This window comes from Sphingobium sp. TomTYG65 (genome assembly GCF_055395525.1).
The window spans coordinates 751,065-770,506 of sequence record NZ_AP027330.1; the positions used below are offsets into that span (position 1 = coordinate 751,065).

Below are 19,442 nucleotides of genomic sequence, written 5' to 3' on the forward strand. Positions count from 1 at the left end.
AGAGAGTGAGTAATGGAAAATGAACAGCTGGCGACGATTGCCGTACTCGGCGGGACCGGCAAGGAAGGCAGCGGGCTGGCGTTGCGCTGGGCGCACAAGGGGCACAAGGTGATTATCGGCAGCCGCACCGCTGAACGCGCGCAGGAAGCTGCTGCCCAGATGAACGAGGTGCTGGGCGGAACCAGCGTGACTGGCGCAGCCAATCCGGAGGCAGCCGCTCAGGCGGACATCGTCGTCCTCGCCGTCCCCTACGCCGCGCAGCAGTCGACGGTGAAGGATGTCGAAAGCGGACTGACTGGAAAGATCCTCATCGACGTCACCGTCCCGTTGATGCCCCCCAAGGTCAGCCGCGTACAGCTCCCCAACGGGGGGTCGGCTGTGGAAGCAGTGCAGAAGATGCTAGGTGACGGCGTTCGCGTCGTATCCGCCTTCCAGAATATCAGCGCGCATCACCTCACCAAGCTGGACGAAGAAATTGAATGCGACGTGTTGGTGTGCGCCGACGATCCGGAGGCCGCTGACCAGGTGGTTGCGCTGGCGCAGGAGATCGGCCTGAGAGCCTGGAATGCCGGTCCGCTCTGCAATTCGGTGGTGGCCGAAGGGCTGACCTCCGTCCTTATCGCCCTCAATCGCAAATATAAGGTGCCCGGATCCGGCATACGCATAACGGGCGTCTGAGGGGGCAGAAATCTGAAGAACGTAGAGAGGCTCCTGAGCCTCTCGCGTTCAATGTCTGTTGGTGAAGGTGGTGAGCCCTGCTGGACTAGTTTTGGCAGGAAAATTCTGATAACGAAACCATAAAGATATTGATTTTAAAGGCGATTGGCATCGTTACTGTGAGACAAAGTGTGATACTTTATTCAGGTAAGGATGAGCTTGTGGCCGCCGCCGTTAAATATGTGAAAAGGCGCAACGGCGTTTATCAATATGTGCGGAGGGTTCCCGAAAGCGTAAAGCGCCATGCCGCGCACTACGCACATCATTTTCAGTCACGTCCTCTGTTCCGGGCTTCCTTGAAGACCAAGGATCAAGGGCAGGCATTTATTGCTGCGGTCCGGGTCCATACGGACTTTGAGCGGCGTTTAGCGTCCATCTCTGGTGGGGTAATGCCGCAGGCGGCGAAGCTGCTCGCGGCTCCACCATCGCCTCTTCGCACTGTAAACCAAGCTGACCTTGATGCACTGACTGCCCGCTATAGAAGGGTAACGGTCGAGCCGTTCGAACGCGCATACATAATGGCGGACGTGAGCGCGGCGCACGCGGAGGAATATCAGCGGCTGCTTTATAACCTTGAACTTGATGCGGAGGAAGCAGCCAAAGCTTTGAACGCAAGGGCAGGGGAGGTGCAGGGTGACACGCCTGCCGATACCGCAACATGGATAATAGACGTTGAGCGATGGGATGCACCTGCCAGTTCCACCGCTTTCGGTCTTGTAGTCGGTGCTATTCGTGCTGGCATTAAACAGGGCCGCGATGACATTGAAGCGTTGATAGATGGTAGAAGAGCGCCGCAGCTTGTAGGTCAGCGCAGCGTTGCGCAGGGGAACGCACTGACTTTGAGCGATGCGGTGGATCAATATCTAGCGCACAAAAAGTTGCCAGCCAGAACCGAATCGGAAGTTAAATCATCGCTTCGCCTGTTTGAAAAATTGTTCGGGAGCAAGCGGCTCGATGAACTGACCCGTCGGGACTTTCAAGGTTATGCCGAATATCTGGCGAAGCAGGTGGTGGGTGGCAAGACCGCAGGAAGCATCGTTCGGCCCCCTAGTCGCGCAACTGTCACGAAACGCATTGGCTTGCTACGCGCTGTCATCGGACACGCAGTTGATCGGGAGCGTTTCGCAGGACCAAATCCAGCCAGCGGCATTAAGATCGACGCCTATGTGGAGCGACCCAACAAGGCGATAATGCCTGCGAAAAGACGCCTCACTATCACGGAAATGAACCTAATCTTCCAGCATCCTTGGTTTACTGGTTGCGCATCGGAAACAAACATTCATGCACCCGGAGAATATAGGTTAAAAGGCCAGGAATATTGGGTTCCTGTGGTCGCTGCCCTAACCGGATGCCGTGCAGGTGAACTCGGCGGTCTGATGCTGGCAGAGGTGGTCACTGATGGCGCAACGCCGCATCTTCTAATTAGGGACAATCAATATCGACGGACGAAAGGCGGCTATCCCCGCAAAGTGCCTTTGCTAGATGCGTTGGTGGACCTTGGTTTTGTGCGGTATGTTGATGAAGTCCGCAAAACGGGGGCAGACCGACTATTTCCCGATTGGCTCCCGCCGAAAGGCAAGAATAGCGGGCGCAATGATGATAAAGCGTGGTCTAACGGAAAAATTCTCCGGGCCTTCAATAGAACCGTGATTCCGAATATGTTGGGTGACAAGCTGATTGCTGGCGCTCGACAGGAAGTAACTTTCCATTCGTTCAGGGGCGCTTTTAAGGGCATGTTGCAAAGCAATGAATACAACCTCCACCCCAATTTCATAAACGAGGTGGTTGGACACGCCAAGGATGAACTCGACCGGCGTTATATTGGTGAAATTCCTATTGAAGATACCTATCCTGCCGTTCGATCTTGCAAATTTAAAGGACTCATTATTCCTCCTTCGCCTCATATACTGACTTAGTTGATTTAAAGCCCACTCAGGAGGTATTTGTTATTTTGGCTACTTGGGTGGCGCAGTCCTCCACATCGCGCCCTAGGGGCCTTCTACGGGGAATCTAGACCATGTTTGCTGTTGAGGTTTCCCGTCACGGCATTGTGACCAGCATTCCTACCGGTAATCGCATGTTAATCACGGCAGATAGCCTAAAATAGCGTAGGTGTAAGCGGGGTAGGGATCGGCACGACCGGGCAAAGCCTCCGCCGCATTTTCTTCCGTCGATGGAAAAAAATTTCGCGCCTAAATCAGCTTCAAAAATCGATCATCAATTTGAAAATAAACGATTATTAGTTAATCTTCCTTCTAATAGTGCGTCTTTAGGAACGGGATTATCGGGGCTATTGCCAGCCCTGAAATTTTGCGCTCAATGAGCAACCGAGGTCGAAACGCCCCCGGTGCTGCGGCCTCAGTCCAACTGCCACGACTGAGATTAGCATGATCCTTTACCACTATACCGCGACGGCTTGCCTCGAACCCATTTTGGCAAACGGCCTTTCAGTTGGAGAAGCGCCGATAAGCCACTTTAAGGCGACGAATGCCGTTAATCTGACGAGCGACCCCAGCCCTTTCGGGCACGGCCTTGATCTGGGAGGTATGCCTATCGACCAAGAGTATGCGGATATTCATTACCGCATGTTTGGGGTTCGCGTTCCTGTAGGAACCTTGCTGACAAACAAGCGGGAGGTCCGACTTACGGTCAAGGTTCCTTCTGCCGACCGAAAGCTCAAGCGTTGGCGTTCATGGTCACGGAAGAACTGCGATCCGGGCTTTCCCGAGCAATTGGAAAGCGCCGCCGGTCAGGAAGGGCGCAAGGCAAAAAGTTGGTGGCTATATTTTGGGATCATCCCGTCGTGCCAGATTGTAGCTGTTGAAGAACTTGATGCTGCTGGCGTCCCCTTCAAGCTGCTGCGGCAGTGAGCTTTGGCATTTCTCCCGCGAATTGCTGATCCAACAGCCGAACCAACCGCCCTCTTTGCTTTCTGCGCCCAGCATTTCCGCCACAGGCAAACTGGAGGTGTGTTAATTGCATAATACACATTAACGTGTCTCGGATCGAATTTAACTCGCAATCCGATTTCCGCCTAAACATAGCTGTAAGTTGTTTAAACTTATGGTCAGGTTACATATTAGAAATAATCCGAGTAACAACCTGTCTAAGAAGGCGAATAAGACTTCATCCACTATTACAAGCACAAGCCGTTGATGCCATAGGATTCTTCTGTAATTCCGCTGTTCGTCTCATTTTTAGACGTAAGGATTACCCATGGAATCTACACAACTACGCTTTGACTTTATGAATGAGGGCGAACGCCTCCCATAGCTTCAAATGACAACCCGCATGCTGATGTAGGGCCATCCGATCACCGGCAAGGGGAGTCTGCTGTCCTGCCGTTCGTGCCATTGCATCACGCTGCCCTCCTTCATCGAGTAGTGTGAAACTTTCGGTTATATGGACGATCAATGTCCATCGAAAGCGTTTCACGTATGTATTAATAAATAAAGATGCCTTCTTATGAGTCTAAATTGCCCCTATTATCTTGATTACATTTCTAAAAAGACCTTCAAACTATATACACCTAAACCTCTATCAATAGATGAATCTATAGAGAAAGCTTCTTATCTTTCCTTCTTATTAAAATCTATTTCTATGGAAGCTAGGGTTCTTCTTGAAATCCTTATTGAATCCGCAAAGCCTCTCATGGGAAGACGTAACAAGCTTCCTGATGAATTTATCAACGCAATGGAAATGACGGTCCCCATGTTGCTTAAGGCGGCAGGGGAGGGAGAAGGGGGGGTCGTGTTCCGGTCGACGGCTACAAAGAGCTTTAAGGCAGGGACATTTGGAAATGAGACGGCATCCGGGAAACCGGTAGGCTATCGTGCCTTTACAAACGTCGTGAAAGGTCTGGCGAGAGAAGGCTTCCTAGAGGTCATGACCGGATACAAGGAATGTTCCGCTGGTGCTTTTGAACGAGGGATGGCGACTAGGTTTAAGGCCACGCCAAAGCTGATCGACCTCGCAAAGACTCATAATATATTCCCGGAACTATGGTCCGCGCATTTTGCATCAGCGCCACGGCCCGCAAGGGTTGCCGACCCGATCATGTTGAAGGGAACGAGTTGGAAAGATCAAAAGGGGAGGAAGCAGAAGGGTGAAGCCCTGCCGGTTGATTTCAGCCTCCCGCATGTCGCGGCCCTCGGTGCAGACGTTAACGACCTATCCGCCTATTTCGCCAAGGAAGATATCCAGCCCGCCCATTTACACCATCGCTTTGTCCGGGTCTTCGGTGAGGGTGACAAGAATGGTGCAGATTTCAGCAAGGGTGGGCGGCTGTATAGCCATGGCATCGGCAAGGGATATCAGAACGTAAGGAAGCATATTCGTCGGAGTATGACGATCAGGGGCGAACCCATCGCAGAGGTCGATCTGCGGGCCAGCTACCTAACGATATTGCACCAGCGCATGGGCGTACCGCTGCCCGCCACCGATCCTTATGATATGCCGGACGTACCACGCGGCATCGTAAAAACGTGGGTCTCGATCACTCTTGGTCACGGCGGCTTCCATAAGCGGTGGCCTTCTGAATCGGTAAAGCGATACAAGGATGATGAGGAAACCAAGGGCGGCGAGCTACAGGCGGATTACCCGTTCCGAGAAACGCAGCGGAAGATATTGGAACACCTACCGCTAATGGAGGAATGGGCGAAGGACCCTATTGGCTGGGGCGACTTGCAGTTCATCGAAAGCACCGCTGTAATCGCTGCTGTGAAGACGCTGGCCTACGTTCATGACATACCGGCACTGCCTCTACACGACGCCCTGATGGTACCAGAATCGAAGGCTGAGATTGCGGCGCAGTGCCTGTTTGACAGCTTTTATAAGCATGTGGGGATAGCGCCGCATATTACGATCAGCACCCATAGGAAGGGTGCCGGACATACGGCGCATTGAAGGGGTGTGAGCTTCCCTATTAATCGGGGTCGGCAGTGGACGGCGAATCCCGTCAAGCGGCGAGGGCTGGGTAGGACATACGCCCCCCTTCATTTCGTCACCCCTCGGCTATGGTCAGCGGCACGGCATTGTCCATCGCCTTCATGCAATTATTCCTGGCCCTGATCGCCGCGATCATGGCGTCGGTATCGTCGTTGCTGTCGATGAAGGTTTGCCCGTTGATCCATACGAAGGGCTGATAGCCGTTGTAGGCACTGTAGCTATTACGTCCAAGAATCTGGCCGTACATGCAGCGCCCCTTGGCGCTGACAGTAAGGTCTTTGAACTTAACGGAAGTCGGGTCCTTCATGGCGTCCCTAGCGCTCGCCATTGCCCATTGGGCAAATTCATGATTTGGATCGGCACGCTTGGTGAAGGTCAACATGTCATTGGCGTTTAGGACGACAAGAAGGATGGCGATAAAGGGGGCAGCAACACAGCCCCATTTAACCGCCGTTTCCGTCCTCGGCATATCCTTAGCGGGTTCCGTCACCCTTTAGCTCCCCGCTACAGGATGGCAGATCAGGTTCGCTTGAAGCTGCAAGCTGAACGGGTCCACATATTCATCGTCAATATCGCAACCGCTGGTGAGCCGGGCGACTTCCCTGTTCCAGTCACGAACAATCGCACCCCTCTTTCGACCGAAGAAGGTGGGGATATGATAGACGGTAATCTTATCACCAAAATTGCGGACTTCGAAGGTCTCGCCTTTGTGCTGTAGCTTATGCTTCTTCCCGTCCGCCGGGATCAGCATGGGTTGGACGCTTGGGTCCTGCGTCGCCAGCATGAGCGCGATAACTGTTAGGATCATTGGCCCCCTCAACACAGAATCTGTGTAAATGATTCACACGCTTTTTGTGTAAAAAGCAAGGCAGCCGAATGACTTCGCTATGGAAGCGAAGCTGTCGGCTAAGGGCAATAAAGCCCATGATCCCCGCTATAGGGAATTGATCGACAAACTTGTTACCGCTCGAAGGGATCAGGGCCTTAGTCAGGAAGCCCTAGCCAAGGCGTTGGGTCGCCATCAGCAGTTTGTTTCACGTTATGAGACAGGAGAGCGGCGGCTAGATGTCATTGAATTTTTGGATATTGCCCGGCAGTTGGGGGTAGCCTTGAACGTTTTGGATCAGGTGCCCACCCCTCGCTAATGCCTCAGCTCGGTGATCATTCGCCTATCATGATGACGGCTTCTTGCCAGACCAATCTAGCGGGGCAAGTTGCTCGGCAGCCTTTCGCCGTACGCGTTCAGCCTCACTCTCTATCCCAGCCTTGTTGTTCGGCATCAAGCCGCCTGTCGCTTCGCGAAGAATACGTTCTGCTTCGCTCGTAGCAGAGTTGGCTTTGTGCCCTTCTACTGCTTCGCGAAGTATTCTATCTACATTGGTTTCAGTCTGGCGCTTCGTCCCAAAGCCCTCCACGGCTTCCCTCAGCGCCTTCTCGGCGTGATTTTCTACTTTCGGCTTTCCGCCCAATGCCTGCGAAATCGCTCTCGACGCGGCACCGGAGAGGCCTCCGGTTAAGGCGGGGTCAACTGGGATGAAGGCCGGATTTGGAGCCAGCGCCAATTTAGCCAACCCTACCAGGGCAGCACTCGCCTTCAAGTCAGTGTGAAGGTCCAACTTATCCAGTTCGACCACGCGGGACGGCTTCTTGCTTATCACGTCGACCACAGAGCCATTCGGTTGAACGATGCCCTGCTCTTCGATCTTTTCGCGGTTCACCTCGTCAGCAAGCAACTCGAACTTGTCTTCGCCCGCCCGCACCTTATGTAGCTTTATATTACGGTCCCTGTTCAGCATCTTAACGATGGTTGTTTCCCATACCGGGTCGGTTCGGATGCCGAAGTAGATCGCTGATATGTTAAACTCGCGGGCATGGACTCCTGCTTTGTCTGCTATGTCCCTCCATTCTTCCTCATACTGCCACTCAGGCGCTTTAGCGAAGAAGTAGGTATCATAGACTCGTTTAGCGGAGTGCTGATTGCTCTTCACCTTCCATTGGTAAAGATCGTTGGCGCTTATTGAACGGCGGCTGTTGTAGTCCACCTTACCCAAGTTCGGGAAATTGTGGCCATGAGTATCATACTCGATGCAGATTCCCCGATGCTGATCGGCATAATGGCTCCACATGAGAGGCTTGTTCCAGTTCTTAGACAGGGAGAGAACCCCCCTCTGCCCAAGATCGGTGCGCAAGGCTGTCAGGATGTTCTGACTTATCAGTCGGCAGAACTCAGCATCGCGCTCCTCCGCGTCCTCTATATGGGAAACCCTGCCTTCGAGAACGTCTATCTCCTTCTCCAACTCAAGATCGTCAACATGCGAGAGCATGTTGTGGAGGAGAGTTGTAAGTTCGTCTTTACCAGTGTCCATTTGCAGCGTGGGATTGCAGTCCAAAGGATCATTGAACAGCAGTGGCGCGCAGTGACTGACTTCCGCGTTAACAATGGCGCGAAGGGAATAGGCGTTGACCGGGCAATATTTGTAGAGTTTCGCGGGGATCGTCATTTCGTCTGCTCAACTATAGCGGTTTTATCGAGGTTAAAAGCTATAAACATCATTCGGCGGTCATAGTCGCGGCTCTCCTTCTGTCGCTCCATGGGTGAGAGTCAACGGGAAGGTCGCGGGCGGTGCATCACGCGAAGAAGATAAAGCCCAGCCCAACACCGATAACGATGCCTGCCGCGACAACAATGACAGGACTGATCGATGGTGTTGTTATCGGACTGAAACGGAGGCGTGGGCCTTCGCATTCGTCCAAGGACTTTAGGCGTCTCTGTCTGCAAAATGGTCGGATGCCAGCCATGTTGCCCCCTATGATCCAGGGCGCGGCCTATGATGCCCTTATGTAATCCGTTTTTCCACCCTCTGAATGGCGGCGCGGCTAACAGCATATTCCCTAGCCAGTGCGCCAAAAGAAACGCCCTGCTTCCGCTTCTCTTTAATAATGCGCTGCTGATCGTCATCGGGGCAGGCGCTGGTAGGCCCTTGCGATAGCATCCCAATAGGCAGTCATATCAGCGTCACGTTGCATGATTGCGTTTCGCCTGTTCTCCACAATGTAATTCAAGCCTTTGTTGCCATGTTCCTGACGGATGGCTGCGGCACGTTTCTCAATTTCGTCCATGAGCGGTATCTACCTGTGATCTCTCATAGGTCAAAAGTTCTAAGTGCTGCGCTGCCCTCCTATCGCGCTTCTTACTGGGCTTAGAAGATATCCTGTTGCCATATGCGCTATAGCTCATATTGTGACAGTATCTTATGAGCGAGTCGAAAGGGGTCTTAATGAGCAAGCTGGCATATTATCGGGTATCAACCGGCGACCAGTCCATTGAAGGCCAGCGCGCTTCCCTCGCCGGACCTTTCGACAGAGAATTTATTGATGAGGGAGTATCAGGCGCAATCCTTGCTGCTGATCGTCCTGGTTTCGCTGCTCTGTTGAATTATGTCCGAGAGGGCGACCACGTTCATATCGCCGCGATTGATCGCCTGGGGCGTGACGCGCTGGATATTCAAGCGACCATCAGGAAGCTCATCGACAAGGGCGTGACGGTTGAGGTGTTAGGCCTCGGTCCCATCGCAAAAGGCGTAGGGGAACTAGTTGTCGCTGTGCTGGCGCAGATTGCGGATATGGAGCGGAACCGGATCAAGGAACGCTGTGACGCCGGTAGAGAAGCGGCTAGAGCGGCCCTAGCAGCTACCGGGCGCACCCATAGAGGGAAGGTTAGCCTAGGTCGACCGTTCGCTGCTGACGCAGCTCATGTAGTTCAATGGCGCAAAGATAACGAAGCCAGCATCAAGGGGACGGCTCGTCAATTCGGTTTGTCCGAAGCTACGGTCAAGCGCTACTGCGCTGCGTGCTGAATCAATAACAATTTAGATAGCTTACAGGCCGATGTTTGCTATCTGTCCGACATGCCCTTTCGGTGGTGGAATAATTTATGTCGATTCAAGGTCAGATCGCGAGATCGCTAAGGGATGTCTCCGACCGCGCAGTTAGGGTCATTCCTGGCGCACAAATTGTTCTTGGGACCGATGTAGGAATCGTCCGCGAGGAGAACCAAGACCGCGTAGCGGCAGTTCGCTTCAAGAAGTCCCCCTCTGCTTATCCTTTTTCAATCGTCATTCTAAGCGATGGCATGGGAGGCATGGTTGATGGAGCCAACTGTGCGGCATTGGCAATCGCGGGGTTCATAGCCAGCCTCGTAGAGGAACCGGAGTCCGGCGATCCTATCGAAACCGTGCGCCGCGCCGCCGAATCGGCGAACCGGTTGGTGTTTGACCGCTATTCTGGCCGAGGTGGTGCAACATTGTCAGCGCTTCTGTGGAACCGACATGGCGGCATCTGGACCGTCAATGTGGGTGACAGCCGCATATACCATCTGCCTTATTCAGAGGGCGTCAAACGCCTCACTACCGACGATACCATGAAGGACGCATTCGGTGGGGAGGGTAAGGACCTTATTCAATTCATCGGCATGGGGCGTGGATTGCAGCCGCATATTTCGACGGTGCCATATGCTGGTGGAAGCATCATTCTAACCTCAGATGGTACGCACTTTATAGATGAGAATGTTTTCTACGCGCTGTTAGAAAACGCATCTGGCGCAAAGGCAAAGGTGGAGCGGGCAATAGCCCTCGCTCGATGGTTAAGCGGCCCTGACAATGCAAGTATCGCAGTTGTCGATTTTGAGAAGTCTGTTGCCGAACCTGCGAATCTTGAGGCCGGTCAGGTAGAACTTTGGGGATGCGGAGTTGAAGCTGTCAATATTTGGCTTCCTACAACGCCGCAGCGTGAATTTCATCACGAACGGAGCGGCGTTGAACCCAAGGCGAAGTCGACAGGAAGGCGGAAACCGACTTCGCGAAAGACCAAAAAGGAAAATGCTCCTGAGCAGCTGAAAATTGAGATCGATATCGGTGGCGGAGAAAACGATGCTGATCGCTAGTCGATATGAGCCTACCGGGAATGCATCTTGGGGCGGAATGAGCGAAGTTCATGAGTGTTTAGATAAACACCTTGACCGAAAAGTGATGCTAAAGAGGGTAAAGAAGTCAGCAGATGCTGGTAGACTTCTTGATGAGCAGAAAGCATTGCTCGCCCTCCGTGCTAAACATGTGGTAGAACTATTAGACATAGTCGAATATGACTACAACGGAGAAATCGAAAAAGGTCTCATCCTAGAACATATCTCTGGGACGGACTTAGATGAGGGAAGATTTTCCTTAGACCTGAATTATCTTAAAATCCTGTGGCAAGTGGCATCCGGTTTAACCGATATTCATGCTGCTGGGGTGATCCATCGCGACATAAAACCAAACAATCTTCGACTTGATGATAACGGTGTGATCAAAATTATAGACTTTGGTTTGTCTCGTCAATCCGGGGTTGACGACAAGACAAGAAGTATAGCTGGAACGCGTGGCTATATGGCCCCTGAACTCTTTGGAAACAAAACTATCGGCTTTTCGAACGCGATTGATGTGTTTGCATTCGGAAAGACGGCAATCAGTCTGCTAGTCGCCCAACAGGATCAGATTGGCGCATCATTTGGCGATATTTGCAAATCTGTTCTCGGGCAGGCAGATAGCGAATTTCGATCAGCTATTGAACGTTGTTGTTCGATTGATCCGAATGGCAGGCCGACCATGAGCGAACTGCGCGATATGCTGAGTGCCAGAATTCTCTTCAATCAGCACCGTGCTAACATATTTGAGGGCTCTAAAGTAACGCAGGTAAATTCTGCGAATCCAAAGATTTCGATAACAACGACGATAGGAAAGCTGTCGTTATTGTACAACGGTTATCATATTTCTGTGGATGATGTGACAGGTAACATATCTATAAACAATAAAGCCCTAACTAAGGGCGATAGGATTACTTCGTCAGGAGTGATCATATTCAGGCATGGCGATGGCACCTTTGCGGGGTGCCTTCCTTACGATCTTTCTAACCCGCAGGTGGCCATATGATTGCTGAGGGCTCAATTATTGGAGGGCGCTATCGGATCGAAGGTAAGATCGGGGATGGCGGCATGCAGGCGGTTTATCGTGCTACTGATCTTTTGATAGACAGGGGCGTGGCTTTAAAGACCCCGTTGCCGGGGCAAGCCCTAAAGAGGTTTGCCGATAGCGCCCGGATAGCCGCTCGTATCAATCATCATTCTGTCGCTAAAACTTACGATTATTTCGAGGATGGAAATGTTCCTTATCTAATCGAAGAGCTTGTTCTCGGCCCCAATTTGGAACAGGCAGTTCCAGAAGGAACATGGATCGATCCGCATGAAGCAGCACGCATATTTCTTGGCATAATCAAAGGAATAGCAGCCTCCCATCAGGCGGGGGTAGTTCATCGTGATCTCAAGCCCAGTAACCTCTTGGCCTCCGGGCCGCTGCCGTTCGACGTGGTGAAAATATCCGACTTCGGCATTGCCACGCTAGCAGATGAGGTATTTGAACAGGCTCGACAATCAGGAGATATGACCCGCTCGACTTCGGGAACCGTTAAGGGGGCTCTGCCTTATATGGCTCCCGAAATGATGTTTCGAAGGCCGGGGCAGCACCCTGGGAAAGAAGCTGATGTTTGGTCGTTCGGAGCCTTGATGTTTCGGCTTCTTACCGGCGAGGTGCCGTTTGGCTTCGGTTTTGAAGTGCCTGTCAGAATCACCAACGGTGATCGAACACCTTGGCCAGGTTTCATGACAGCTAACCCTCAGTTCGCGCCGCTGGCTCGCGAATTGCAAGAAATTGTTGAATGTTGCCTGATCTTCAAAACCGAGGATAGACCCAGCACGGCGGACCTTATCGATAAATGCGCATCTCTTTGCTTCTCAAATGCGCCAAGGCAAGTCGGTGTTGTTACCTCAATCAATGGGTCCCATGGTCGCATCCGCTCGGCTGCAGGTAGCATGATTTATTTCCATGCTGATAGTGTCTACAATGACCGAGGGCGTTTAGCGCCAAATGATAGAGTTGCGTACTCTGCCTTCCCTGGTGCTCCTCTTCCGCGTGCCCACCCGGTGAGCCGGATTGGGTAACTGCGGAATGGTTCGCCATTATCTGCACCTTCTGCCCATCAGCGGTGACTGCATCGTAGCCGTTTGCGCCAGCAGGAGCCTTGGTCAGCCCATAATGCTTGATGGCAACATACTCGCCGTAGTCGCCAAGAAGGTTGCCTAGCCCGGCCCAACGGAACTCTGGGGCCAAAGCTCTTAATGCGTTCTGCGCTGAAAACAGCGTAGCCATGATGTGCTGCACGGCTTGCAGTTTTGATTCGTCTTCCATTTCGCCCCCGAGTCGACTCCTTCATGCCGATGATGAACGGGGCAGGGAAGGATTTATGCCCTGATGGCGCTGGCGCGGACGATAAACGGCAGTTCGAGGTTATGAAAAGTGTGATACAATCTGTGAGACAATCGCCCTTAAAAATCACCTAAACCTTTGAAATTATTGGTTTGGTGAGCCCTGCTGGATTCGAACCAGCGACCTACTGATTAAAAGTCAGTTGCTCTACCGACTGAGCTAAGGGCCCTCCGAGACGAGGTCCGCACGCACTAGAGGGGGTGATGCGACTGGTCAACCTCTAGGACGCAGCAAAGGCCTCGCTTTTTGCAGGCGAGCGCGAAGCTGTCGGACGGATAGGCCTGAAATCGGCTCGCGCCATCTGGGGGCGATCCCGAGGAGTGGGGAGAGGACGAAGTCGCGGTTGCGGAAGGCCGGGTGGGGGATATGCAATGTGCGGCTGTTCCAGCGTCCGCCGGACCACAGGATGATGTCGATGTCGATGCTACGCGCGCCCCAGCGGCGGTGGCGGCGCCTACCCAGCCGGTCTTCTATCTGCTTGAGCGCGCTCAGCATCTCGTCCGGGGGTAAACGACTTTCCAATAGCAGCGCGCCATTCGCGAACCGACGGAGGGAGGGGCCGAGCGGAGCAGTCGCGATGATCGGGGCGGTGGCATGGATTGTGCCGAGTTCCGCAATCCTCGCCCTAGCCTCTTGCAACAGACGAGCGGGCGTCCTCTCCGCCGTAAGCGGGCGGTTGGACCCAAGGGCCAGCGCATAACGATGAAGAAGGCTTGTCTTGGGCATCCGACAGCGCCTAACCGCTGGGCATGACGCTGCAAAGCCCTATCCCGCACGCGGAGGCGCCGCTGGACTGCCCCCTCTGTCCGCGCCTCGCCGCATTGCGCGACTCATGCCGAGCGGAGCATCCGGACTGGTGGAACGCGCCAGTGCCTGCGTTCGGCGACCCGAATGCGCGGTTTGTTGTGGTCGGGCTCGCGCCGGGAAAGGAAGGGGCCAATCGCACCGGACGCGCCTTTACCGGCGATTTCGCGGGTGACCTGCTCTTTGCGACTCTCGGCAAGTTTGGCTGGACGAACGGGACCTATGAGCGCCGTGCGGACGATGGGCTGGAGTTGCGCGATGTCATGATACTGAACGCGGTCAAATGTCTACCGCCACAGAATAAGCCGCTGCCGCAAGAGGCGCATAACTGCCGCCTGTTCCTGAAATCGGCTATAGCGGCATTGCCCAACGCGCAGATCTTCATCGCGCTGGGGGAGGTCGCCCACCAATCGGCGGTGAAGGTACTAGGCGGGAAGCTGCCGAAGTCACGCTTCGCCCATCTCGCGGAACATCGCGTGCCCAGCGGCAAGATCATCATCGACAGCTATCATTGCTCCAAGAGGAACATCATGACAGGCCGGCTGACGGAGGAGATGTTCTCCGCCGTCTTCGAAAGAGCGGCGGAGCTGTTGGCGATGAGTGCTGCGTCCGATCAGCCCAGCAGATAGTCAAGATAGCTGCCCTCGGGCGGGCCATCGAGTGCAGTCATCATCGGCGCGATGATGCTCTTGTCGAGCAATCCGCCCGCGGCTTTGTGCGCCTCTACATCAGCCCAGCGTTCGATGAAGACGAAGCGCCGTCCGTTCGCCAGGTCACGGAGCATCTCCACTCCTTCGCAGCCGGGCAGCGGACGAACCGCATCCGCAACGGCGCGCAAAGCGCTGTCTAACGCCGCTTCCGAACCTTCCTTGGCAAGCATCACATAATGGCGCGCAACCGTCATGGCTTCTCTCTCCCTCTTATCAAATATCTTGTGCGATCCGGCCGTAAAGCTCCGGCCGCCGGTCGCGGAAGAAGCCCATGCCTGCGCGGTGTTTGCGCGCCTGCGCCAGATCGAGTGTCGCGACCAGTGCGCCATTATCCTTGGCGTCGGCTTCCGCAGCGAAATCGCCCCATTCGTCGGAGATGAAGCTGTGGCCATAGAATTTCTGGCCGTCTTCTTCCCCAATGCGGTTAGCGGCAATGACGGGCATGCAGTTGCTCACGGCATGGCCCAGCATCGCGCGCCGCCACATCCTGCTTGTGTCGAGATCGGCGTCATAGGGCTCTGATCCGATAGCGGTGGGATAGAAAAGCATCTCCGCGCCCATTAGCGCCATCACTCGCGCCGCTTCGGGATACCATTGGTCCCAGCAGATGCCGACGCCGATCGTGCCATGGCGCGTCTCCCAAACCTTGAAGCCGCTATTGCCCGGGCGGAAATAATATTTCTCCTCATAGCCCGGGCCGTCGGGGATATGGCTCTTGCGATAGACCCCCATGACCTCGCCTTCATCATCGATCATGGCGAGCGAGTTATAATGATGCTGCCCATCGCGCTCGAAGAAGCTCGTGGGGATATAGACGCCCTCTGCCTTGGCGACCCTGCGCATTTCCTGCACGGCCGGATGTTCGGCAAGGGGCTGGGCGTTAGCGAACAGGGCCTCATCCTCGACCTTGCAGAAATAGGGACCTTCGAACAATTCGGGTGGCAGGATGATCTTCGCGCCCCGCGCCGCAGCCTTCACCACATGGTCGGCGACCATGGCGATATTGTCGTCCATATCTTGGGAAAAGGCGAGCTGCAGCGCGGCGACGGTGACTTTGGTCATATCCTCTGAGGTCCTAGAGACGAATGCCCATACGGGCGGCAATGGCGACGGTTGCGAGATAGAGAAGGATCGTCACGGCGCAACCCGCGATCAGCGCGGCTGGAAAGGAAATGCCCTTCCGCAACAATAGCGGGATCAACAGGAACATGGGCAGCGAGGGGAGAACATAATAGAAGGTCGCCTCTGCATGCCGCGCCATATTCTCGGCGTCCGGCCGGTCGTTCCATAGCCAGATCATGCCCAGGACCGAGATAAGAGGCAGCGATGCGATGAACGCGCCCAGCGCAGGATAGCGGCGGGACACGACGGACACGATGGCGATGATGATACCGGACAAGAGTGCCCGAAGCACCAGCATGCCGCTCATCCCGCAGACGGCATCTGCTGACTGCAACAATGGAAGCTGCCGCCGCCGGACAGGATTGCGTCGCTGGGCAACCCTACAATCTCTCGGCCGGGGAAGAAGGGCTTGAGAGCATCGAGCGCGGCCTGATCATTGGGCTGGCCGTAGATGGGCACGATCACGGCGGCGTTGCCGATGTAGAAGTTCATGTAGCTGGCCGGGATTACCTCACCATCCACAACTACGCGGCCGGGAGAGGGGATCGGCGCCACCTCCAGTCCGAACGCCAGCGCGCGGGCCTTGGCGTCGGCATAGATGGATGCGTTGGGATCATCGTCCGTACTCGCTTCCGGTAGGGCCAGGACGCCGGGCGCTACGAAGCGGGCGAGATTATCCACATGGCCGTCCGTATGATCGTTCAGCAGCCCGTCGCCCAACCACAGCATGTCGGACAACCCCAGAGCGCCCGCCAGCAGGGTCTCGATCTTTCCTCGGTCCAGATCCGGGTTGCGGTTTGGATTGAGCAGGCATTGCTCCGTCGTCACGAAGAGCCCGGTGCCGTCGGTGTCGACCGCTCCCCCCTCAAACACCCAATGCTGGGACGAGGTCGCAAGGCCCGTCATGGCCGCCAGGCGTGCGCCGATATCCTCGTCCCCCGGCATCTGATATTTGCCGCCCCAGCCGTTGAAGCCGAAGTCCACAAGCGCCCGCTCCGGTCCGCGCATCACGGCTATGGGCGCTGTGTCGCGCAGCCACACGTCGCCGAGCTTTTGCACCACGATCTCGACGCCCGGCTTGACCAGCGCCCGAGCGGCGTCGGCGTCTGCAGGCGTGGCGACGACCAGCCGCACCTGCTCACCGCGTCCATCCGCATGAAGCGCGTTCGCGAAGTCCGCGATCTGCCGGCGTGCATCATCGAAGGCGCCGGGCCATTCCTCCGGCGAGGCGGGAAAGCCGATCCAGGTCCATTCATGCGGCGCCCATTCGGCAGGCATACGGAATGTCATGGGCTTTCTCCTGTCTGGCGCTATCCGCCGCGCTCTACAGGATCACGGGGGAGATTACAGCGTAAATGCTATGCGCTACTTAGCCGCCCGGCTCCGGTCACGGATAGCGCGGAATTCATCGCCCGGGGTCCAGTTCGGCCAGTCTTGGGTGTTCGCCAGCGCCCGGCCGACATCGTAATAAAGCTTGAGATCCGCCTTCACGCCGCTCCAATCCCATTTGGGATCATATTCATCCTTTGGGCCGTGATAGCGATGTTCTTCATAATCCTTGGCTGCTGCTGCTCCCGCCGCCGTGCCGCCCTTCACCAGATTCTGGCCGCCCTCGAAATAGAGCATCGGCACGCCATGCTTGGCGAAGCTGAAATGGTCGGAGCGATAGTAGAAGCCTTTTTCCGGCGTTGGCTCCAGGCTCGCCACCCGCTTCTGCGCGGCCAGTGCGCGGTCGAGATAGGCGTCCAGCTGTGATTTGCCTTTGCCGATCACTACGACATTGCGCGCGAGGCCAGCCATGCTGAGCGCGTCCATATTGACGCCGCCAACTGTCTGACCGAGCGGGAATACCGGATGGTTGCCATAATAGGCTGAACCCAGAAGCCCCGACTCTTCTGCCGTCACCGCCAGGAAAACCTGACTGCGATCGGTAGCGCCAGCCTTCACATTGGCTTCCGCCAGCGCGATCAACGCCGCGGTGCCCGTAGCATTATCGATCGCCCCGTTGCAGATGTCGTCCCCATCGGGCGCTGCCTCGCAATGGCCAAGATGATCCCAGTGCGCGGCGTAGAGCACATATTCGTTGGGTCGCGTCTTACCGGGCAGCAGCGCGACTACATTTTTCGAACTATGCTTGCGGATCATATTGTCGAAAGACAGGCTGGCCTTGATCCCCTTCAGGGGCACGGCCTTGAAACCGCGCTTCTTGGCCGCAGCGCTTAACGTGTCGAGGTTGAGGCCTGCACTGGCCATCAGCGCTGCCGCCTTGTCCTTCTGCATCCAGCCGACAGCGGCGGATTGATCCGCATTGCCGCTGACGTTGTCGGCGACATGCTGCGCACCCGTCCAGCTCGACTGGACTACATTCCAGCCATAGGCGGCGGGGACGGTATCATGCACGATGATGGCGGCCGCAGCGCCCTGCCTTGCGGCTTCTTCGAACTTATAGGTCCAGCGGCCATAATAGGTCATCGCTCGCCCGCCGAAGGGGCCGCGCAGTGTCGGTGTCTGATAATCGGGGTCGTTGACCAGGATGATGACTGTCTTGCCGCGGACATTCACCCCGGCATAGTCGTTCCACTTCCTTTCCGGCGCGTTGATCCCATAGCCCACGAAGACGACGGGGCTGTCCTTCAATTCAATATGGGGTTGCGTCGTGCGGTAGGTGCCGACGACCATCTGCGAGCCATAATCGAGAGAAAGCGGCGTCTTGCCCCCAGTGAAGCGCAGGGGTGAGACATTTTTCGCGCTGATCTCGACCAGCGGCACATCCTGGAACCAGCTGCCTTTGTTGCCCGGCTTGAGGCCTAGCGCTTCGAACCGCTGCACCAGATAGGCGAGGGTCTTTTCCTCTCCCACTGTGCCCGGAGCGCGGCCTTCATACGCGTCGGAGGAAATTTCCTTCACCACCTCCTTCATCGTGTCGATCGACGGAGTAATGTCCGCAGGCGCTGCGATCGCAGCTGTCCCCGCGCTGAGGAGGAGAGCGAAGGTCAGGAATGAAGGGCGCATGGCAGGGCCTTGAATCGACGATGATAGAAGGTTGATGCCAGTTGGCCGGTCGTCAAACAAGGCTGACGCGCAAACAAAAAAGGCGGCCCGCAAGGACCGCCTTTTCCAAATTTCCTGTGATGGAAATCTTAGCGCGAATAGAATTCGACGACCAGATTGGGCTCCATCTTCACCGGGTAGGGCACTTCGTCGAGCGTCGGAACGCGGACATAGGTGACCTTGTTCGCGCCATCGGGCGAAACATAGTCGGGGATGTCGCGCTCGGGCAGGCTCTGCGCTTCCAGAACCAGCGCCATTTCCTGCGCCTTCTTGCCCAGGGTGATTTCGTCGCCCGGCTTCACGAGGCGGCTGGCGATGTTGCACTTCACGCCGTTCACATAGATGTGGCCATGCGAAACCAGCTGACGAGCCGACCAGATGGTGGGCGCGAACTTGGCGCGATAGACCAGCGCGTCCAGGCGACGCTCCAGCAGGCCGATCAGGTTCTGACCGGTGTCGCCCTTCATGCGTGCGGCTTCGATATAGTTCTTCTTGAACTGCTTTTCGGTGATGTCGCCATAATAGCCCTTCAGCTTCTGCTTGGCGCGCAGCTGAATGCCGTAGTCGGACATTTTACCCTTGCGGCGCTGACCGTGCTGACCGGGGCCATATTCACGCTTGTTGACCGGGCTCTTGGGGCGGCCCCAGATGTTCTCGCCCATGCGGCGATCGAGCTTATACTTGGCGCTGGTGCGCTTCGTCATGATGAATTCCTTGCAATAGCTAACGACGTTAT

Annotated in this window: 21 protein-coding genes, 1 tRNA gene and 1 pseudogene; 10 read left to right on the top strand and 13 right to left on the bottom strand. The window is 55.4% G+C overall.

Annotated elements, in window-relative coordinates:
* Positions 1–12: 12 nt before the first annotated feature.
* The 4 genes from npdG (at position 13) to ACZ5Y5_RS03760 (ending at position 5,622) form a co-directional block, all read left to right on the top strand.
* Positions 13–678 carry an NADPH-dependent F420 reductase gene (gene npdG, locus ACZ5Y5_RS03745; RefSeq protein ID WP_464809860.1) on the top strand — a complete coding sequence of 222 codons (666 nt, stop codon included), beginning with the start codon at positions 13–15 and terminating at the stop codon, positions 676–678.
* Positions 679–878: 200 nt separating this feature from the next.
* Entirely contained in the window at positions 879–2,633 is a 1,755-nt protein-coding gene (locus tag ACZ5Y5_RS03750) for a DUF6538 domain-containing protein (RefSeq protein ID WP_464809861.1), read from the top strand.
* A 471-nt stretch (positions 2,634–3,104) separates the two neighbouring features.
* Entirely contained in the window at positions 3,105–3,587 is a 483-nt protein-coding gene (locus ACZ5Y5_RS03755) for a hypothetical protein (protein ID WP_464809862.1), read from the top strand.
* 595 nt (positions 3,588–4,182) lie between these two features.
* A complete protein-coding gene (locus ACZ5Y5_RS03760) occupies positions 4,183–5,622 on the top strand; it encodes a hypothetical protein (RefSeq protein ID WP_464809863.1) in 1,440 nt (479 codons plus the stop codon).
* Between the two features lie 97 nt (positions 5,623–5,719).
* Here the strand turns inward: ACZ5Y5_RS03760 and ACZ5Y5_RS03765 are convergent, their stop codons facing one another.
* A complete protein-coding gene (locus ACZ5Y5_RS03765) occupies positions 5,720–6,154 on the bottom strand; it encodes a hypothetical protein (protein ID WP_464809864.1) in 435 nt (144 codons plus the stop codon).
* Between the two features lie 3 nt (positions 6,155–6,157).
* On the bottom strand, positions 6,158–6,472 hold the full coding sequence (locus tag ACZ5Y5_RS03770; protein WP_464809865.1) for a hypothetical protein: 315 nt from the start codon (positions 6,470–6,472) through the stop codon (positions 6,158–6,160).
* Between the two features lie 79 nt (positions 6,473–6,551).
* Here ACZ5Y5_RS03770 and ACZ5Y5_RS03775 point away from each other — a divergent pair, with 79 nt between their 5' ends.
* Positions 6,552–6,809, top strand: coding sequence for a helix-turn-helix domain-containing protein (locus ACZ5Y5_RS03775; protein WP_464809866.1), 258 nt, complete (start codon positions 6,552–6,554; stop codon positions 6,807–6,809).
* 27 nt (positions 6,810–6,836) lie between these two features.
* On the opposite strand, the gene ACZ5Y5_RS03780 is transcribed toward ACZ5Y5_RS03775, so the two are convergent.
* The gene (locus ACZ5Y5_RS03780; protein ID WP_464809867.1) at positions 6,837–8,165 is read right to left on the bottom strand and encodes a DUF2971 domain-containing protein; all 1,329 of its coding nucleotides are present in this window, start codon (positions 8,163–8,165) and stop codon (positions 6,837–6,839) included.
* A gap of 454 nt (positions 8,166–8,619) precedes the next feature.
* Positions 8,620–8,784, bottom strand: a complete 165-nt coding sequence (locus tag ACZ5Y5_RS03785) for a hypothetical protein (RefSeq protein WP_464809868.1) — start codon at positions 8,782–8,784, stop codon at positions 8,620–8,622.
* 158 nt (positions 8,785–8,942) lie between these two features.
* Between ACZ5Y5_RS03785 and ACZ5Y5_RS03790 the strand changes: the two genes are divergently transcribed.
* From ACZ5Y5_RS03790 to ACZ5Y5_RS03805, 4 genes are all read left to right on the top strand, one after another.
* Positions 8,943–9,521, top strand: coding sequence for a recombinase family protein (locus tag ACZ5Y5_RS03790; RefSeq protein ID WP_464809869.1), 579 nt, complete (start codon positions 8,943–8,945; stop codon positions 9,519–9,521).
* Between the two features lie 77 nt (positions 9,522–9,598).
* Positions 9,599–10,606 (top strand): PP2C family protein-serine/threonine phosphatase, encoded by a 1,008-nt coding sequence (locus ACZ5Y5_RS03795; RefSeq protein WP_464809870.1) that lies wholly within the window; start codon positions 9,599–9,601, stop codon positions 10,604–10,606.
* Positions 10,593–11,630 carry a serine/threonine protein kinase gene (locus tag ACZ5Y5_RS03800; protein WP_464809871.1) on the top strand — a complete coding sequence of 346 codons (1,038 nt, stop codon included), beginning with the start codon at positions 10,593–10,595 and terminating at the stop codon, positions 11,628–11,630. Before ACZ5Y5_RS03795 ends, ACZ5Y5_RS03800 begins: the two co-directional genes overlap by 14 nt.
* Positions 11,627–12,694 carry a serine/threonine-protein kinase gene (locus ACZ5Y5_RS03805; RefSeq protein ID WP_464809872.1) on the top strand — a complete coding sequence of 356 codons (1,068 nt, stop codon included), beginning with the start codon at positions 11,627–11,629 and terminating at the stop codon, positions 12,692–12,694. The genes ACZ5Y5_RS03800 and ACZ5Y5_RS03805 overlap by 4 nt, the downstream gene beginning before the upstream one ends.
* A 19-nt stretch (positions 12,695–12,713) precedes the next feature.
* Here the strand turns inward: ACZ5Y5_RS03805 and ACZ5Y5_RS03810 are convergent.
* The 3 genes and pseudogenes from ACZ5Y5_RS03810 to folK form a co-directional block, all read right to left on the bottom strand.
* Positions 12,714–12,941: pseudogene (locus ACZ5Y5_RS03810) on the bottom strand (DUF6998 domain-containing protein); the annotation flags it as partial.
* Positions 12,942–13,112: 171 nt separating this feature from the next.
* A tRNA-Lys gene (locus ACZ5Y5_RS03815) sits at positions 13,113–13,188 on the bottom strand.
* Between the two features lie 44 nt (positions 13,189–13,232).
* A complete protein-coding gene (gene folK, locus ACZ5Y5_RS03820; RefSeq protein ID WP_464809873.1) occupies positions 13,233–13,745 on the bottom strand; it encodes a 2-amino-4-hydroxy-6-hydroxymethyldihydropteridine diphosphokinase in 513 nt (170 codons plus the stop codon).
* A gap of 23 nt (positions 13,746–13,768) precedes the next feature.
* Here folK and ACZ5Y5_RS03825 point away from each other — a divergent pair, with 23 nt between their 5' ends.
* Positions 13,769–14,452, top strand: a complete 684-nt coding sequence (locus ACZ5Y5_RS03825; protein ID WP_464809874.1) for a uracil-DNA glycosylase — start codon at positions 13,769–13,771, stop codon at positions 14,450–14,452.
* On the opposite strand, the gene ACZ5Y5_RS03830 is transcribed toward ACZ5Y5_RS03825, so the two are convergent.
* The 6 genes from ACZ5Y5_RS03830 to rpsD all read right to left on the bottom strand — a co-directional run bounded on the left by ACZ5Y5_RS03830 (position 14,437) and on the right by rpsD (position 19,410).
* A complete protein-coding gene (locus ACZ5Y5_RS03830) occupies positions 14,437–14,727 on the bottom strand; it encodes a putative quinol monooxygenase (RefSeq protein WP_464809875.1) in 291 nt (96 codons plus the stop codon). The genes ACZ5Y5_RS03825 and ACZ5Y5_RS03830 overlap by 16 nt on opposite strands.
* A gap of 19 nt (positions 14,728–14,746) precedes the next feature.
* Entirely contained in the window at positions 14,747–15,595 is an 849-nt protein-coding gene (gene aguB / locus ACZ5Y5_RS03835) for an N-carbamoylputrescine amidase (protein ID WP_464809876.1), read from the bottom strand.
* Positions 15,596–15,608: 13 nt separating this feature from the next.
* A complete protein-coding gene (locus ACZ5Y5_RS03840) occupies positions 15,609–15,962 on the bottom strand; it encodes a DUF3147 family protein (protein ID WP_464809877.1) in 354 nt (117 codons plus the stop codon).
* Positions 15,959–16,945, bottom strand: coding sequence for an agmatine deiminase family protein (locus tag ACZ5Y5_RS03845; protein WP_464809878.1), 987 nt, complete (start codon positions 16,943–16,945; stop codon positions 15,959–15,961). The genes ACZ5Y5_RS03840 and ACZ5Y5_RS03845 overlap by 4 nt, the downstream gene beginning before the upstream one ends.
* Before the next feature lie 75 nt (positions 16,946–17,020).
* Positions 17,021–18,667 carry a M28 family metallopeptidase gene (locus ACZ5Y5_RS03850; RefSeq protein WP_464809879.1) on the bottom strand — a complete coding sequence of 549 codons (1,647 nt, stop codon included), beginning with the start codon at positions 18,665–18,667 and terminating at the stop codon, positions 17,021–17,023.
* A 128-nt stretch (positions 18,668–18,795) separates the two neighbouring features.
* Positions 18,796–19,410, bottom strand: coding sequence for a 30S ribosomal protein S4 (rpsD, locus tag ACZ5Y5_RS03855; protein WP_464810463.1), 615 nt, complete (start codon positions 19,408–19,410; stop codon positions 18,796–18,798).
* Positions 19,411–19,442: the final 32 nt, after the last annotated feature.

Excerpts from the sequence above, each read along its gene's own strand:
- npdG (WP_464809860.1), top strand. The coding sequence starts at position 13 with ATGGAAAATGAACAGCTGGCGACGATTGCCGTACTCGGCGGGACCGGC.
- ACZ5Y5_RS03755 (WP_464809862.1), top strand. The coding sequence starts at position 3,105 with ATGATCCTTTACCACTATACCGCGACGGCTTGCCTCGAACCCATTTTG.
- ACZ5Y5_RS03760 (WP_464809863.1), top strand. The coding sequence starts at position 4,183 with ATGAGTCTAAATTGCCCCTATTATCTTGATTACATTTCTAAAAAGACC.
- ACZ5Y5_RS03770 (WP_464809865.1), bottom strand. The coding sequence starts at position 6,472 with ATGATCCTAACAGTTATCGCGCTCATGCTGGCGACGCAGGACCCAAGC.
- ACZ5Y5_RS03775 (WP_464809866.1), top strand. The coding sequence starts at position 6,552 with ATGGAAGCGAAGCTGTCGGCTAAGGGCAATAAAGCCCATGATCCCCGC.
- ACZ5Y5_RS03780 (WP_464809867.1), bottom strand. The coding sequence starts at position 8,165 with ATGACGATCCCCGCGAAACTCTACAAATATTGCCCGGTCAACGCCTAT.
- ACZ5Y5_RS03785 (WP_464809868.1), bottom strand. The coding sequence starts at position 8,784 with ATGGACGAAATTGAGAAACGTGCCGCAGCCATCCGTCAGGAACATGGC.
- ACZ5Y5_RS03790 (WP_464809869.1), top strand. The coding sequence starts at position 8,943 with ATGAGCAAGCTGGCATATTATCGGGTATCAACCGGCGACCAGTCCATT.
- ACZ5Y5_RS03795 (WP_464809870.1), top strand. The coding sequence starts at position 9,599 with ATGTCGATTCAAGGTCAGATCGCGAGATCGCTAAGGGATGTCTCCGAC.
- ACZ5Y5_RS03800 (WP_464809871.1), top strand. The coding sequence starts at position 10,593 with ATGCTGATCGCTAGTCGATATGAGCCTACCGGGAATGCATCTTGGGGC.
- ACZ5Y5_RS03805 (WP_464809872.1), top strand. The coding sequence starts at position 11,627 with ATGATTGCTGAGGGCTCAATTATTGGAGGGCGCTATCGGATCGAAGGT.
- folK (WP_464809873.1), bottom strand. The coding sequence starts at position 13,745 with ATGCCCAAGACAAGCCTTCTTCATCGTTATGCGCTGGCCCTTGGGTCC.
- ACZ5Y5_RS03825 (WP_464809874.1), top strand. The coding sequence starts at position 13,769 with ATGACGCTGCAAAGCCCTATCCCGCACGCGGAGGCGCCGCTGGACTGC.
- ACZ5Y5_RS03830 (WP_464809875.1), bottom strand. The coding sequence starts at position 14,727 with ATGACGGTTGCGCGCCATTATGTGATGCTTGCCAAGGAAGGTTCGGAA.
- aguB (WP_464809876.1), bottom strand. The coding sequence starts at position 15,595 with ATGACCAAAGTCACCGTCGCCGCGCTGCAGCTCGCCTTTTCCCAAGAT.
- ACZ5Y5_RS03840 (WP_464809877.1), bottom strand. The coding sequence starts at position 15,962 with ATGAGCGGCATGCTGGTGCTTCGGGCACTCTTGTCCGGTATCATCATC.
- ACZ5Y5_RS03845 (WP_464809878.1), bottom strand. The coding sequence starts at position 16,945 with ATGACATTCCGTATGCCTGCCGAATGGGCGCCGCATGAATGGACCTGG.
- ACZ5Y5_RS03850 (WP_464809879.1), bottom strand. The coding sequence starts at position 18,667 with ATGCGCCCTTCATTCCTGACCTTCGCTCTCCTCCTCAGCGCGGGGACA.
- rpsD (WP_464810463.1), bottom strand. The coding sequence starts at position 19,410 with ATGACGAAGCGCACCAGCGCCAAGTATAAGCTCGATCGCCGCATGGGC.